This window comes from Sphingobium sp. SCG-1 (genome assembly GCF_002953135.1).
In the GTDB taxonomy this organism is placed as follows: domain Bacteria; phylum Pseudomonadota; class Alphaproteobacteria; order Sphingomonadales; family Sphingomonadaceae; genus Sphingobium.
Window position 1 is genome coordinate 151,302 of the sequence record NZ_CP026373.1, and the last position, 13,436, is coordinate 164,737.

The 13,436-nt window shown below is 62.1% G+C and carries 13 protein-coding genes and 1 pseudogene; 11 read left to right on the plus strand and 3 right to left on the minus strand.

Features of this window, described 5'->3' with window-relative positions:
• Window positions 1-140 precede the first annotated feature (140 nt).
• From C1T17_RS20510 to C1T17_RS20560, 11 genes and pseudogenes are all read left to right on the plus strand, one after another.
• On the plus strand, window positions 141-467 hold the full coding sequence (locus C1T17_RS20510; protein ID WP_104955503.1) for a helix-turn-helix domain-containing protein: 327 nt from the start codon (window positions 141-143) through the stop codon (window positions 465-467).
• Window positions 457-2,100, plus strand: a complete 1,644-nt coding sequence (locus C1T17_RS20515) for a SulP family inorganic anion transporter (protein WP_104955504.1) — start codon at window positions 457-459, stop codon at window positions 2,098-2,100. Before C1T17_RS20510 ends, C1T17_RS20515 begins: the two co-directional genes overlap by 11 nt.
• Before the next feature lie 11 nt (window positions 2,101-2,111).
• Window positions 2,112-3,296 (plus strand): acetyl-CoA C-acyltransferase, encoded by a 1,185-nt coding sequence (locus tag C1T17_RS20520; protein WP_104955505.1) that lies wholly within the window; start codon window positions 2,112-2,114, stop codon window positions 3,294-3,296.
• Window positions 3,297-3,512: 216 nt separating this feature from the next.
• On the plus strand, window positions 3,513-3,911 hold the full coding sequence (locus C1T17_RS20525; protein ID WP_411269252.1) for a response regulator transcription factor: 399 nt from the start codon (window positions 3,513-3,515) through the stop codon (window positions 3,909-3,911).
• Window positions 3,912-4,018: 107 nt separating this feature from the next.
• Window positions 4,019-4,810: a transferase gene (locus tag C1T17_RS20530; protein ID WP_189338622.1), complete on the plus strand. Its 792-nt coding sequence runs from the start codon at window positions 4,019-4,021 to the stop codon at window positions 4,808-4,810.
• Between the two features lie 288 nt (window positions 4,811-5,098).
• On the plus strand, window positions 5,099-7,381 hold the full coding sequence (locus tag C1T17_RS20535; RefSeq protein ID WP_104955507.1) for an NADP-dependent malic enzyme: 2,283 nt from the start codon (window positions 5,099-5,101) through the stop codon (window positions 7,379-7,381).
• Between the two features lie 149 nt (window positions 7,382-7,530).
• Window positions 7,531-7,836: an alkylphosphonate utilization protein gene (locus C1T17_RS20540; protein ID WP_104955508.1), complete on the plus strand. Its 306-nt coding sequence runs from the start codon at window positions 7,531-7,533 to the stop codon at window positions 7,834-7,836.
• A gap of 396 nt (window positions 7,837-8,232) precedes the next feature.
• On the plus strand, window positions 8,233-10,515 hold the full coding sequence (locus tag C1T17_RS20545; protein WP_104955509.1) for an MHYT domain-containing protein: 2,283 nt from the start codon (window positions 8,233-8,235) through the stop codon (window positions 10,513-10,515).
• Window positions 10,516-10,664: 149 nt separating this feature from the next.
• Window positions 10,665-11,198, plus strand: coding sequence for a hypothetical protein (locus tag C1T17_RS21475; protein WP_189338623.1), 534 nt, complete (start codon window positions 10,665-10,667; stop codon window positions 11,196-11,198).
• Between the two features lie 388 nt (window positions 11,199-11,586).
• Window positions 11,587-11,904, plus strand: a pseudogene (locus tag C1T17_RS20555) (ATP-binding protein); the annotation flags it as partial.
• 263 nt (window positions 11,905-12,167) lie between these two features.
• Complete coding sequence (locus C1T17_RS20560) at window positions 12,168-12,392, plus strand: hypothetical protein (RefSeq protein WP_145959054.1); 225 nt, start codon at window positions 12,168-12,170, stop codon at window positions 12,390-12,392.
• Window positions 12,393-12,605: 213 nt separating this feature from the next.
• Here the strand turns inward: C1T17_RS20560 and C1T17_RS21480 are convergent, their stop codons facing one another.
• The 3 genes from C1T17_RS21480 to C1T17_RS20570 all read right to left on the minus strand — a co-directional run bounded on the left by C1T17_RS21480 (window position 12,606) and on the right by C1T17_RS20570 (window position 13,390).
• Window positions 12,606-12,755 carry a hypothetical protein gene (locus C1T17_RS21480; RefSeq protein WP_189338624.1) on the minus strand — a complete coding sequence of 50 codons (150 nt, stop codon included), beginning with the start codon at window positions 12,753-12,755 and terminating at the stop codon, window positions 12,606-12,608.
• Between the two features lie 64 nt (window positions 12,756-12,819).
• Window positions 12,820-13,140 (minus strand): type II toxin-antitoxin system YafQ family toxin, encoded by a 321-nt coding sequence (locus tag C1T17_RS20565; protein WP_104955511.1) that lies wholly within the window; start codon window positions 13,138-13,140, stop codon window positions 12,820-12,822.
• Window positions 13,109-13,390 carry a type II toxin-antitoxin system RelB/DinJ family antitoxin gene (locus C1T17_RS20570; RefSeq protein ID WP_104955512.1) on the minus strand — a complete coding sequence of 94 codons (282 nt, stop codon included), beginning with the start codon at window positions 13,388-13,390 and terminating at the stop codon, window positions 13,109-13,111. Before C1T17_RS20570 ends, C1T17_RS20565 begins: the two co-directional genes overlap by 32 nt.
• Window positions 13,391-13,436: the final 46 nt, after the last annotated feature.

Genomic DNA, 13,436 nt, shown 5'->3' on the forward strand with positions numbered 1-13,436 from the left:
ATGGACACTCCCTCCGCTCCAATAGCAGCGCGCCATACCGTCTGCCGTTAGAAGTGCTTTCTTACATATCTTCTTCGTGCTAGAAAGCCAAATGTTGATGTATGAAACATCACGCTGTGCGCCTCAGGAGCGTTGGAAGAATGATCACATCCGCCCAAATGCGAGCCGCGCGAGCGATGCTAGGTCTCGATCAGCGAGCACTGGCTGAGTTGGCCGGGCTATCGTTGCCCACCGTCCAGCGCATGGAAGCCTCGGGCGGGCAGGTGCGCGGCATCATCGACACGCTCATGAAGGTTATCCAAGCACTCGAAGATGCCGGCGTCGAGTTGATTGGAGAGAACAGCCCCTCGATGGGGAGCGGGCGTGGGGTGCGTTTGCGTGAGGCAGCGTCGCGACCTGGCGAACGCCTGAATGGTCGTCCGGCGCGCGAGGGCGCCCGCCTGGAGAGCGCTAACCATGCTGCCTAGGGCATTTCCGACAGAGTTCACGCCCAAGCTTATCTCAGTTCTTCGCGAAGGATATAATACAGCGCGGCTCAGAGCAGATATGACCGCAGGCCTGACGGTCGCCATCGTCGCGCTGCCGCTGTCGATGGCCTTGGGAATAGCAAGCGGCGCCACCCCGGACAAAGGTTTGATTACGGCCGTCGTCGCTGGCTTGCTCATCTCAGCGCTGGGCGGCTCCAGGGTTCAGATAGGCGGGCCTACTGGCGCCTTTGTCGTGATCGTCTTCAATGTCATCGCGCAGCACGGCTACGACGGCTTGGTGCTCGCCACGCTGCTCGCCGGCATCATTCTGGCCTTGGCCGGATATATGCGGCTCGGCGGCCTCGTCAGGTTCATCCCGCATCCCGTCGTAACGGGGTTCACCGCAGGCATCGCGGTGATCATCGCGTCGAGCCAAGTAAAGGACTTTCTCGGCCTTCGCATAACTGCGGTTCCGGCCGATTTTCTTGCCAAGTGGGCTGCCTACTTGGAGGCAATCGAGACGATCAGCCCGCTGACGATCGCCATTGGCGTGGCAGGACTGGCGACAATCATCATCTTGCGGAAAATGGCTCCCCGGATACCAGGATTTCTAGTTTCCGTGGTCCTCGCCTCGGTCGTCGTAGCGGCATTTGCGCTTCCCGTTGACACAATCGGGTCTCGCTTCCCGCACATGGCAACAGGCGTGCCCATGCCGCACCTGCCGGACTTCTCGACCGAGAAGGTTCGGCAGGTGCTGCCGTCCGCTTTCACGATCGCGTTCCTCGCCGGCATCGAGTCCCTCCTGTCAGCCGTCGTCGCCGATGGCATGACCGGTTTCCGACACCGCTCCAACCAGGAGATGGTCGGACAAGGCGTGGCGAACTTTGCCTCTGCTATGTTCGGCGGCCTGCCGGCGACCGGCGCGATTGCGCGCACCGCCACCAACATCAAGGCGGGCGGGCGTTCTCCGGTCGCAGGCATATCGCACGCGGTTTTCATCCTCCTCTTTATCCTCTTCGGCTCGAAGCTGATGGCATTCGTCCCGATGGCAGCCCTAGCCGCGATCCTGTTCATAGTCGCTTGGGGCATGAGCGAGTACCGGCACTTCCTTGGTTACCTTCGCATGCCGAATGGTGATCGCCTCGTGCTGCTGCTGACGTTCGGGCTGACCGTCTTGGTCGATCTCACCGTGGCGATCGGCGTCGGTGTTACCCTTGCATCGCTGATCTTCATGGCGCGGATGAGCTCAACCGTGGAGTTTGGAACCGGCTTCGACACAGAAGACGAGGACCTGCACCAGCGCGACACGATCCCTCCCGGTGTCGAGGTATTTCGAATGAGCGGTCCCTTCTTCTTCGGCGTCGTGGGCGGGCTGATGGACACCTTCCGGGCGATGAGTCAGCAGCCCCGTGCGATCATCCTCCGCATGCGCCTCGTCCCCATGATCGACGCCTCAGGCGCGACTGCCCTTGAAAGGCTAGTCGATGAAGCCACGCGTGCAGGGATCCATGTGATCCTGTCGGGCGTGCAGCCTCAGCCGCAGGAGATGCTTCGTCGGGTTCACCTCAGTCCCGACGGCAAGCGCATCCGGTTCGCGGACGACTTTGCCGCGGCGCTCCGGTTAGCCGAATAGGAGTTACCCAAATGTCATATGATCCCGTTGTCATCGTCAGCTACGCCCGCACCCCGATGGGCGGATTTCAAGGTGCACTTTCCGGCGCAGAGGCAACCGCGCTTGGCGCAACGGCCGTGAGGGCCGCCGTCGAACGTGCCGGGGTAGCGCCCGAAGATATTGAGCGGATCTACATGGGTTGCGTGCTCTCGGCGGGTCTAGGTCAGGCACCGGCGCGGCAAGCTGCGCTTGGCGCCGGGCTCCCCGCGTCCGTCGAGGCGACCACCGTCAACAAGATGTGCGGCTCCGGGATGCAAGCTGCCATTATGGCCCGAGAGGCGCTGGCTGCTGGCGCGATCGATATTGTGGTCGCCGGTGGCATGGAGAGCATGACCAACGCACCATATGCGCTACCCAAGCATCGGAGCGGCGCGCGTCTTGGGCATGGTCGTATCATCGACACAATGATGATGGACGGCCTTGAGGACGCGTATGAGGCCGGCAAGCCGATGGGCGCCTTCGCGCAGGACACCGCGAACGAGTATCAATTCACGCGTCAGATGCAGGACGCCTATGCAATGCGTTCGCTCGAGCGGGCTAAGGCTGCCATAGCGACCGGCGCTTTTTCAAAAGAGATCACTCCCGTAACAATTTCCGGGCGGGGCGGTACTGTCGTGGTGGACACCGACGAGCAGCCCGGCAAGGCAAAGCCCGAGAAGATTCCAGGGCTCAAGCCGGCTTTCGCCCAGGATGGGACGATTACGGCAGCCAGCTCGGCATCTATCTCCGATGGTGCGGCGGCGCTGGTCATGACTCGCCAGAGCATCGCCGAGAAACTTGGCCTTCCTATCGCAGCTAGGGTGGTTGCCACGGCCGCGCACGCCCATGCTCCGGCGCTGTTCACGACGGCACCGGTTTTCGCCATCAAAAAGGTCTTGGCGAAAGCTGGATGGTCGATCGCCGACGTCGACTTGTTCGAAGTCAACGAGGCATTCGCAATGGTTGCGATGATTGCCGCTCAGGATCTCGGCATTGCCGACGATCGCATCAACGTCAACGGCGGTGCCACCGCTCTTGGACATCCCATAGGCGCGTCCGGAGCGCGACTGATCGCTACGCTGCTCGCATCCCTTGAAAACCGAGGTCTCCGCAAAGGCGTAGCCAGCCTCTGCATCGGGGGTGGTGAAGCTACAGCTATCGCGCTGGAGCTGGCGTGACGCCCCCGGTCATTTTCCTTCACCGCCGAGAGGTCGAGATGGCAGCCGCAGGAGATGCTTCGGTGCGTCATTCTGACAAAGCGGATGGCGGTCTCCGTTATGCCAATGATTTTGCCGGTGCCTTGCAGTTGGCATCGAGAGCCGCAGACACAGTCCGCTAAGATGGGATGCGCTCACTCGCTGGTCCTCGTCGAGGACGACGCCAGGTTCGCAGGCGTGCTGGCACGCTCTTTGATCCGGCGCGGCTATCAAGTCAGGGTCGCGCCCCACCTCAGCACCCTCCAAGAGCTGTTGCCGCATTGCACGCCTGGCTACGCAGTGGTGGATCTCAATCTTGGTTCTGCCTCCGGATTGCCCTGCATACAGGCGCTACGTGCGGCGGACCCGAACACGCTCATTGTGGTGCTTACCGGCTTCGCGAGTGTCGCAACCGCGACGACGGCGATCGGATTAGGTGCTTGTTGTTGCCTCGCCAAGCCCGCCAACAGCGACGACATAGAGGCCGCGTTTACCTGGGCAAAGGGAGATGATGGCGATCTATACTTTCCTCCCTCACCATCTTTCCCGTCGAGTGAGGCTTCGTACCCTGGATCGATCAAGAACGTGTCTCAATGACAGACCAATGCGCAAGCCGCTCTGAATATCAGGCCAGATCTAACGACATAGATGCTCTAAGCGACACGGATGCGCAGATGCTGCAATCCATGGGCTTCTGGCCGAGGATGCCGCCGAGTTCCGCTCACAGCGGTCCCTACATTGCGGAGTTCGGTGACAGCCGATCTCTTCATTTCGATCATCGCACGATCCAGAGTTCGATGTGCATGAGCGATCCACTCAGCCTGGAGTTCGATTATATCAGGATGATGATGGGCTTCCTGCTGTTCAATCCGAAGCCCGGCATCATTGACATGATCGGCCTGGGAGGGGGCTCACTCGCTAAGTATTGCTATTACAGAGTGCCCTCTAGCGTCATCACGGCCGTAGAGATCAGCCGGGAGGTCATAGCTCTTCGAAGCCGCTTCTTCATTCCCGAGGACAATCGCCGCCTCAAGGTGCTTTGGGGAGATGGTGCCGACTACCGGCGGCAAGACAGGCGCAGAGCGGACGTGCTTCTCGTCGACGGGTTCGACATCAATGGGCAGCCGCCACAGCTATGCTCCCAGGAGTTCTATGAAGACTGCTATTTCCATTTAGCCCCTGGCGGCATCCTTGTCGCGAACCTGTGGGAGAAGCACCAACTTTGCGTCAACCGGCTGCGCAAGGCGTTCGGTAATGCGATCGTGGTTGTGCAGACGGAACGGGGTGACAATCGTGCTGTGTTCGCGCGGAAAGGGAGCAACCGTTCGCTATCGCCCGATTACGAAGCAGTCAGACTGGTCCATGGCGGGCGCCATGCCGGCTTCCTACCACAGGTCGCCGAGCGCATTGCAAAGCAGGTCGCGCGCCGGAAATTGATCACCGAGATCGGAAAGGCTCTGTCGCCCGCTATCCAACCCAATGGTGCGGCAGCGTGATAAGCGATCTGCCGCTGCCCGTAAGCTTCCTTGTCGTGGTGTTCGATCGAAGCGCCAGAACCTTTTCTGTGGAAGGGCCCATTCGGGATGAATGCGCGTGCCGGGAGGCGGTCGCCAGGGTTCGTAGGTGCGGGCGGGATGTCGAGTACGTCTCGTACCTTGACGGCTCAGCTCGCCAGTGGCGCCGGAGTGCTGCTGAACGCTTCAGGAATGCCTCGCACTTCAAGAGGATAGGCATTGGCTCCATCCTCGGGACCGATCTGCGAAATTTGGAATAGGACAAAAGCAATGGACGAGGACTTCCGCAAGGCAGCGCTCGATTACCACCGGCTGCCGCGGCCAGGAAAACTGGAAGTGCGCCCGACCAAACGGATGGTGAGCCAGCGCGATCTGGCGCTCGCCTATTCGCCGGGTGTAGCCGCTGCCTGCGACATGATCGCCGCCAACCCGGACTGCGCCGATAGCTATACCGCGCGCGCTAATCTCGTCGCCGTCATCACCAACGGCACTGCCGTACTCGGCCTCGGCGACATCGGCCCGCTCGCTTCCAAGCCGGTGATGGAAGGCAAGGCGGTGCTCTTCAAGAAATTCGCCGGCATCGACGTGTTTGACATCGAGGTCGACGCGCATGATCCAGACCACTTCGTCGCGGTGGTGGCGGCGCTGGAGCCGACCTTCGGCGGGATCAACCTTGAGGACATCAAGGCGCCCGAGTGCTTTGCGATTGAGGCCGCGCTCAGGAAGCGGATGAAAATCCCGGTCTTCCACGACGACCAGCACGGCACCGCCATAGTATGCGCAGCAGCCGTCAGGAACGGGCTCTTGCTACAGGGCAAGAAGCTGGAGGAGGTGCGGCTTGTAACCTCAGGCGCAGGTGCGGCCGCGCTCGCCTGCGTCGACCTGCTGGTTGCAATGGGGTTGCCGGCGGAGAACGTCACACTGACCGACATCCGCGGCGTGGTCCACCGCGGCCGCGACCCTGACATGTCAGCAAACATGGCACGCTATGCTCGCGAAACCGACGCGCGTTCGCTCGATGAAGTGCTCGCGGGCGCGGACGTGTTCCTCGGCCTGTCGGCGCCGCGCGTGCTTAAGCCCGAATGGCTGCCTTTGCTCGCCGACAAGCCGCTGATCCTGGCAATGGCGAACCCGGAACCCGAAATCCTGCCGGGGTTGGCCAGGGCCGCGCGCCCCGATGCAATCGTAGCAACCGGACGAGCGGATTACCCCAATCAGGTCAACAACGTGTTGTGCTTTCCGTTCATCTTCAGAGGTGCGCTCGACGTCGGCGCGACCGCGATCGATGAGACGATGAAGCTCGCTGCCGCAGAAGCGATCGCCGAACTCGCGCGAAGCGAAGTTTCGGAGGTGGTAGCGGCCGCCTATGGCGGACAAACGCCGGTCTTCGGCCCCGACTACATCATACCTGCACCGTTCGACCCGCGCCTCATGCTGACAATCGCGCCCGCCGTTGCCAAAGCAGCGATGGCAGCCGGGCTCGCACGGCGCCCGATTACCGATTTCGATGCCTACGCGCAGGAGTTGGAGCGCTTCGTCTACCGATCGGGCCAACTGATGCGGCCAGTGGTCGAACGTGCGCGCCTCGCCCCCAAGCGCGTGGTCTATTCAGAGGGGGAGGATGAGCGCGTGTTGCGCGCTGCCCAAAGTGCTGTCGATGAACGCCTTGCGCGACCGCTGCTCGTCGGCCGGCGTGCAGTAATCACGGAGCGGATCGCCGCGCTCGGTCTTCGTCTGCAGGAAGGCGAGCACCTCGACATCGTCGATCCCGGCTTTGACGAGGCAACGATGGCGCCGATGGTTGAAGCTTATACCCGCCTCGTCGGCCGGCGTGGCATCTTGCCGCCCGCAGCGGAGCGACGGGTACGGACACGCCCTACTGTCACCGCAGCGATGCTGCTGGACGCAGGCCTCGCTGACGCAGCGCTGGTAGGAGGCTCCGGAGATTGGTGGCGCCATATGACCGAGGCGATGCCGATCGTCCGGCGCGCGGAGGGGATGGATCGGCTTTATGCGTTATCGGCGCTGGTGATCGGTAGCGGCACGCTGTTTATCTGCGACACGCACATGAATGTCGATCCGACCGCAGAGCAGATCGCTGAGATGGTGCCGCTCGCGGCCGATATGGTGCGCCGCTTCGGACTGTCGCCCAAAGTAGCGCTGCTATCGCATTCGAGCTTCGGTAGCTCGAATAGCCCCAGCGCACATAAAATGCGTAAGGCATTGGCGCTGATACGCTCCGCTGCACCCGAACTCGAGATTGACGGCGAAATGCAGGCGGATGCGGCTTTGTCCGAGGCGCTCCGCCAGCGGATCGTCCGCGACAGCCCGCTCCTCGGATCGGCAAACCTGCTAGTGATGCCGACGCTTGATGCCGCCAATATCGCGTTGTCGTTGCTGGCTGCCGCAGAGGAGGGGCTTGTGGTGGGGCCGATCCTCCTGGGGCCAGCGCAGCCACTCCATGTGCTTTCGCCATCCGTCACAGCTCGTGGAATCTCCAACATGACCGCTTTGGCGGTGATGCAATCGGGACTGGGCGCGGTTGCGGCCTGAGCAGCTTCTTCGCGGCGTGCTCTGTGCTCGAGCTCGGCAAGCTCCTGCGCGACAAGGCTGACTTGTTAGTATGAAGCCTGCGGGGACGGGCCCCCGCTTGGCGAAAGTTATATTCAAATGCGATGCATCGACAGCAATAGGATCTCTCCATGAGTGATGACGATTACGTATACGATGACGCCTCAGGGGAATGGATGCCCCCTAGCGAGCTAGCATCCCGCCAAGCAGCAGTTAAGCGGACAGAAGTCCGGGATTCAGTTGGTAATCTGCTTGCAGATGGCGATCAGGTCACACTGATCAAGGATCTAGAGGTGAAAGGCGCTGGTCAGACATTCAAGCGCGGGACGCTGATCAAATCGATTCGTCTAACCAGCGATAGTCAAGAAATCGACTGCCGCTATGAGGGCATCAAGGGGCTCGTCCTGCGCGCAGAGTTTGTCCGCAAGAGGACATAGTCCAGCGGAATATCGGATCGCCCTCGATCATCACTTGTCCTTTTTCAGAAAGGTACGACAACATGTCGCCAAGGTCGCCTGTCAAGTCGTTCGCTCGCAACAGCGAACTCTACTTAAGCCGCAAGAACGCGTGCCTCGAAGAAGCTAGGGGTGCTTCCCTTCCGTGCGTGAGGGAGCGCTCGTTGCGTGCCGCCTCGGCATGGAAGGAGATGTACATCAAGGCTCAGCTGCACGAACAGCGCTCAGGACGATGAACAAGCGTGGTCGTCAGGCTGACCGGGCGACGGCCAGCCTTCGGAGGGAAGGGCATCGCCCCGCCTTTGTGATCGCCTGTGATCCGCCTAGGATGGGCCCTCGCGAGGTTTGGCAGACGGCGCACAGGGACTCAAATTCAGTATGACGCTTACCGGCACGCACGATTTTGCCTTGGTTTGGATCTCAATCCTCATCGCCATTGCCGCCTCTTATACGGCCCTCGACCTCGTCGGCCGTGTCCGGGCGTCGGAGGACAGGGCAAAGCGGCTCTGGTTGGCGGCCGCCGCCTTGGCAATGGGGGGCGGAATATGGGCAATGCATTTCGTCGCGATGCTCGCCTTCAGCATGCCAGGTATGGAAGCCGATTATGACCTGGGGCTGACACTCGCCTCGCTGTTGGTAGCCATTGCGGCGACCGGCATCGGTTTCACCATCATGAGCCGCCACTCGCTGCCGACGGGCCCAAGGCTGATCGGCGCTGGCCTGATCATGGGGTTTGGCGTGGTCGCGATGCACTACATGGGCATGTCGGCGATGCGCATGGCAGCCGACTTGCGCTACGACAGGTTTTGGGTCGCTGTTTCCATCCTCGTGGCCGTTGGCGCAGCTACGGCTGCGCTATGGCTCGCCTCGCGCCGAAGCGGACATGTCGAGCGGATCATCGCCGCCATCGTTATGGGCGGGGCGATCTCCGGCATGCACTTGGCCGGTATGCAGGCGGCCGTCTTCGTAGCGAAAAGCCATGTCGATAGGGCCAGCGGACCAACCGGGCTGGGGCAAGCGGCGATTGCGGTTGCGGTGTCGGTCGCGACCTTTCTGATACTCGCGACGGCACTTGCGGCAGCGATGTTCGACCGTCGCCTGGCGTCCATGGCCGAACGCGAAGCAGAGTTCCTGCGACAAAACCAGGAGAGGTTTCGGAGGCTCTATAAGGGAACGCCACTTCCCCTTCATTCGACCGATAAGGCTGGCTGTCTTGAGCATGTGAGCGATGCGTGGTGCGCGCTGCTTGGGTACGATCGCGGGGAGGTGATCGGGCGACCCTTCGTCCACTTTCTCACGGAAGCCTCCGCCAAGCGATTCTTGCAAGAGGACTGGCCCGGCCTGCTCTCGAAGGGGGACCTTAGCGGCGGGGAGCATCGAGCCATCACCAAATTAGGCGCGATCCTGGACGTCGTGATCTCGGCTCGCGTGGAACGTGACCCCGAGGGTAATTTCGTCCAGGTCCTCGCGGGGCTTACTGACGTAACGGAACGGAAGAGGGCTGAGGAGGCACTGCGCCAGTCGCAGAAGATGGAAGCTGTTGGCCACCTCACCGGAGGTGTCGCTCACGATTTCAATAATCTGCTCGCCATAGTGATCGGAAATCTCGACCTGCTCAGGAAGCGGTTGCCTGATGATCCTAAGGCGGCCCGCTTCCTGGAGAGCGCCCTCGAGGGTGCCCGACGTGGAGCAACCCTGACCCAACGGCTGCTATCTTTCGCGCGGAAGCAGGATCTTAAGCCTGAGCAGGTGGACATTTCACAACTCGTGCGCGGCATGTCCGACATGATGCAGCGCTCACTCGGCCCGATGATAAAGATCGGCACTCGTTTGCCCCTCGCCTTGAGCGCCGTCGAAGTCGATCCTCACCAGCTAGAGCTTGCGATCCTTAACCTTGCTGTGAACGCGCGCGATGCGATGCCGGATGGCGGTGATGTCGAGATTTCGGCTACCGAGGAAATTGTTGGGGCAAATGAGGATCTCGCGCCGGGGAGCTACGTCCGATTGGTCGTTGCAGACACCGGCGAGGGGATGGACAGCGAGACGCTCACCCGAGCATCGGAGCCCTTTTTCACGAGCAAGGGGGTAGGCAAGGGCACAGGCCTGGGGCTTTCGATGGTGCAGGGCTTTGCAGCACAATCGGGCGGACGTCTGACGCTCCAAAGTGCGGTTGGCCACGGCACCAAAGCGGAGATCTGGCTTCCCGCCGCCAAGGCGGCAACAGGGCAGGCCCACGATCGCGAGCAGCAGCCAAGTGCCTCGCTGCCGGCGTTGGAATCGCGCGCTATCCTGGTCGTGGATGACGATCCGCTGGTGCTGGCTAACACAGTCGCGATGCTGGAGGATCTCGGCCACCGCGTTGCGCCCGCTATTTCAGGGCCAGACGCGATCCAGCAGCTCGATCATGGTCTCGAAGTTGATCTGGTCCTCACGGACCAGATGATGCCGCAGATGACGGGCGTTCAGTTGGCCGGTGCTTTGATCAAGCGCAGGCCAAGCCTGCCCGTGCTGCTGGTGAGTGGTTACGTGGAGTTCGCGCCAGACGAGCCGCACCGGCTCCCGACGCTACAGAAACCTTTCGATCAGCGGGCGCTTGCGGAAGCCGTAGAGGCCATCTTCACTGCCTCGAACGCAGTTTCGCTGCGCGGTAAGCGGCGCTGACCTAAAATGGCAGGGTGCGCCCGCCAACTGGCGGATCGCCGGTGCGCCACGAGGCTGGTTAGTGGCTCCGGCCCCTGTTGCGAGGCTCAGGCGTGGGGCCACGATTGGGCGCCCGGCCGATCTCGGCATCGAGAGTGCCGCCCGTCTTGATGCGCTCGGCGACAGGCTGGCACGTCGACTCCACGATCGTGCTGACCTTGCGCGCACTCTCCCCCGATCGCGCGCAGTCTTCAAAGCGGTATCGACGATCGCCTGGGCGGGGCGAGGCGTGGATCGGCTTTGTTCTTCTCGGGCGTGTTCTTCAGGAACTCCGCCGCGAGCTGTTCCTGCCCCGGCGAGTGCCCGGGTGGCAAGACGGGGCGCTCCAGGGAGCGGACGGCGCGCTGAAGCTGCACCGGCTGCTGGTTGTCGATCTGAACCCCAAGCGCCGCGCCGATCTCCCGCACGCGCGCGAGCGGCGTCTGCTGGGAAGAGATAACGGCATCGACCTGTCGGACGCCGAGGTAGGTGAGCAGGTGCGATTGGTAGACCGGTCCCTTGGCGTGCCGGACATAGGCGAGTTCCGTGCGCGCGTTAGCGAATCGCGGCAGAAGGGGCGCCCTCCGCGATCAAGCCGCGCAACCGGTCGGCGGCTTGTAGACGGGCGGCTGGAAGGTAGCAGTCCAGCTCCTCCCGCGCTTTGACAAGCGTCACGCGGTAGCGCTGGCCCTCTGGCGCGGCGCGCTGAGGCAGCATGGCGACGCCGGCAGGACCGATGCGCGCTTCGGGCGCGAGGTCGCGCCGGATTGCCGCGGCGGCCAAAACAGCGGCCATGCCGCGATGGTCGCCCGTCAGGAAGCCGTGGCGCGACGCCTCCGTCCATGCCGTCTTGTCGATTGAGGAAATACGGATGGGTGGCCGTACGGGCACAACGGCCTCAAGTTCTCGGAGACGACGGAGGTCGCGGAAATGGTGATGACGGGCCGGCATCGCGCGTCCCGATCATCCGGGGGCACCTCGGCAGCGGCTGACGTGACCGCCGCCTTTCATCCAGCGGCAACCAGAGACCGATCGTTCTTGTCGCGCATGAGTGTGAACCGGCTCGAGGAAGAGGCCCGGATCGGCAAGGCTGGGACCCTGGCGGCCCACCTCTCGCGGCTGGATGTGGTCGTGCTCGACGAGCTCGGCTACCTGCCGTTCGCCCGCTCCGGCGGCCAGCTGCTGTTCCACCTCGTCAGCAAGCTCTACGAGCGCACCTCGGTGATTATCACTACCAACCTGGCGTTCGGCGAGCGGCCGAGCGTGTTCGGTGATCCCAAGATGACCACCGCCATGCTCGACCGGCTCACCCACCACTGCGACATCGCCGAGACCGGCAACGACAGCTGGCGCCTCAAACACCGCAGCTGACGCCCAGGCAGTCGATCAGGAGTGCTTCGCGCTGGTTTTTGCGGCGTAGGGCGGGCGTAGCCCGACCGGAGGCGCAACCAGCGCGAAAGGAGCGCCCGTCATCCTCGTCCCGCCAATCGAAAAGGGGGTCCCTGTTCGACGCCGATAAGGGGTTCCGGTTGGACGCCTATTTACACGTGTGAATCCATCGCCCCGCCCCGCCGCCTGATTCAGGCGGTTTTCAGTACCGCGCAATGGGCGCATAAACCGACCTCTCTGAGCAGGTGAGTCGCACGATGGAGGCGAGCATGTGCGAGGAAAATCTTGCATTTTATGAGCGGCGCGCGCGCCAGGAGGCTGAGGCAGCGGCGTCGGCTGTCAGCCCGGCCGTAGCGTCTGCCCACCGACTGCTGTCGATTCAGTATGAAGACGATATTCGAGAACAGCACGCCGCCCACCCGCACCCGCAAGCTGTCCACAATCGGCATATCGAGACAGCCGATGGCTGAAAGCGCCCTCGGTGGAGTCGGGTAAGCGTGCCCAGGCCGGATGCTGCCGCAACCCAGTGAGGCGCGCCGGGGCTCACGGACTCCTTGGCCGTGCCCGTAGCCATCGCCAGTTCGATGCTCGACGGCATGGCTGCCGTGACTCAATCAAGATCGCACCCAAGCCTGCCGACAAGTCCGGTCCGACCCAGGTGGGGATGTGGGGATCTGTGACCGCTAATTTCCGTTGAGCGCCTTGTGAAGATCGCGCAGTGTCAGCTCTTCAGCGATCAAGGCGCTCGCGCGTGTCTTGACGCGTGCTTGCCGCTCCGCCGACATGCTGTTGAAAACGTCATCGATGGGAACGGTCTTATATTCATTCGCCACGGTTGGCCTCACTTGCCCGCAAGAGTTACTTAATGTTTGTCGACCTCGCCAACGGCCTATTGGTTCACGCGAACAATTCGGAGTGCGTTCCGGCCCGCGTGAAGCTGATTCTATTTTTCTCGACCATGTAGATCAGTAGGAAGTCGCCGCCGATATGGCACTCGCGGTGATCCGCCCATTCTCCTTTCAGAGCATGGTCCAACCACTCCGGTCCAAGCGGCGCATCATTGGCGATCAGGAGAAGCATCGCCTCTTTGAGCTGGTGCATATTGTACCGACCAGAACGCGAGAGCCTGTCCCAATCTTTCACGAAGCTTTTGGTATAGGCGGCTTCTCGGAGAAGGGACGCTCGCTTACTGCTGGCGGGCGTCTTGGTCGAGGGCATCAAAAACGTCCTGGGCATCGGTGAAACGGGCGCGGCGCCCCTTCATCAAGGCGCGCGATTCCTCAATGGCTGCCCGCGTTTCGGCGTTCGGCACTTTGAGCTCGAACGGCAATGCATGATCGCGGGCGACGCGCGTGAGAGTCATGCGTACGACGTCGGACACGGTAAGTCCCAACTCAGCCAGCACGGCGGCGGCTTCATCCCTTACAGCTTCGTCGATGCGTGCGCGCACGAAGGCGGTCGCGGCCATGTGTGACTCCTCGTCAAATCTCTAATTAAATGTAGCTCAACTGAGC

Excerpts from the sequence above, each read along its gene's own strand:
- C1T17_RS20545 (WP_104955509.1), top strand. The coding sequence starts at position 8,233 with ATGACGCTTACCGGCACGCACGATTTTGCCTTGGTTTGGATCTCAATC.
- C1T17_RS20515 (WP_104955504.1), top strand. The coding sequence starts at position 457 with ATGCTGCCTAGGGCATTTCCGACAGAGTTCACGCCCAAGCTTATCTCA.
- C1T17_RS20530 (WP_189338622.1), top strand. The coding sequence starts at position 4,019 with ATGCCGCCGAGTTCCGCTCACAGCGGTCCCTACATTGCGGAGTTCGGT.
- C1T17_RS20535 (WP_104955507.1), top strand. The coding sequence starts at position 5,099 with ATGGACGAGGACTTCCGCAAGGCAGCGCTCGATTACCACCGGCTGCCG.
- C1T17_RS21475 (WP_189338623.1), top strand. The coding sequence starts at position 10,665 with ATGCGCTCGGCGACAGGCTGGCACGTCGACTCCACGATCGTGCTGACC.
- C1T17_RS20570 (WP_104955512.1), bottom strand. The coding sequence starts at position 13,390 with ATGGCCGCGACCGCCTTCGTGCGCGCACGCATCGACGAAGCTGTAAGG.
- C1T17_RS20540 (WP_104955508.1), top strand. The coding sequence starts at position 7,531 with ATGAGTGATGACGATTACGTATACGATGACGCCTCAGGGGAATGGATG.
- C1T17_RS20565 (WP_104955511.1), bottom strand. The coding sequence starts at position 13,140 with ATGCCCTCGACCAAGACGCCCGCCAGCAGTAAGCGAGCGTCCCTTCTC.
- C1T17_RS20520 (WP_104955505.1), top strand. The coding sequence starts at position 2,112 with ATGTCATATGATCCCGTTGTCATCGTCAGCTACGCCCGCACCCCGATG.
- C1T17_RS20510 (WP_104955503.1), top strand. The coding sequence starts at position 141 with ATGATCACATCCGCCCAAATGCGAGCCGCGCGAGCGATGCTAGGTCTC.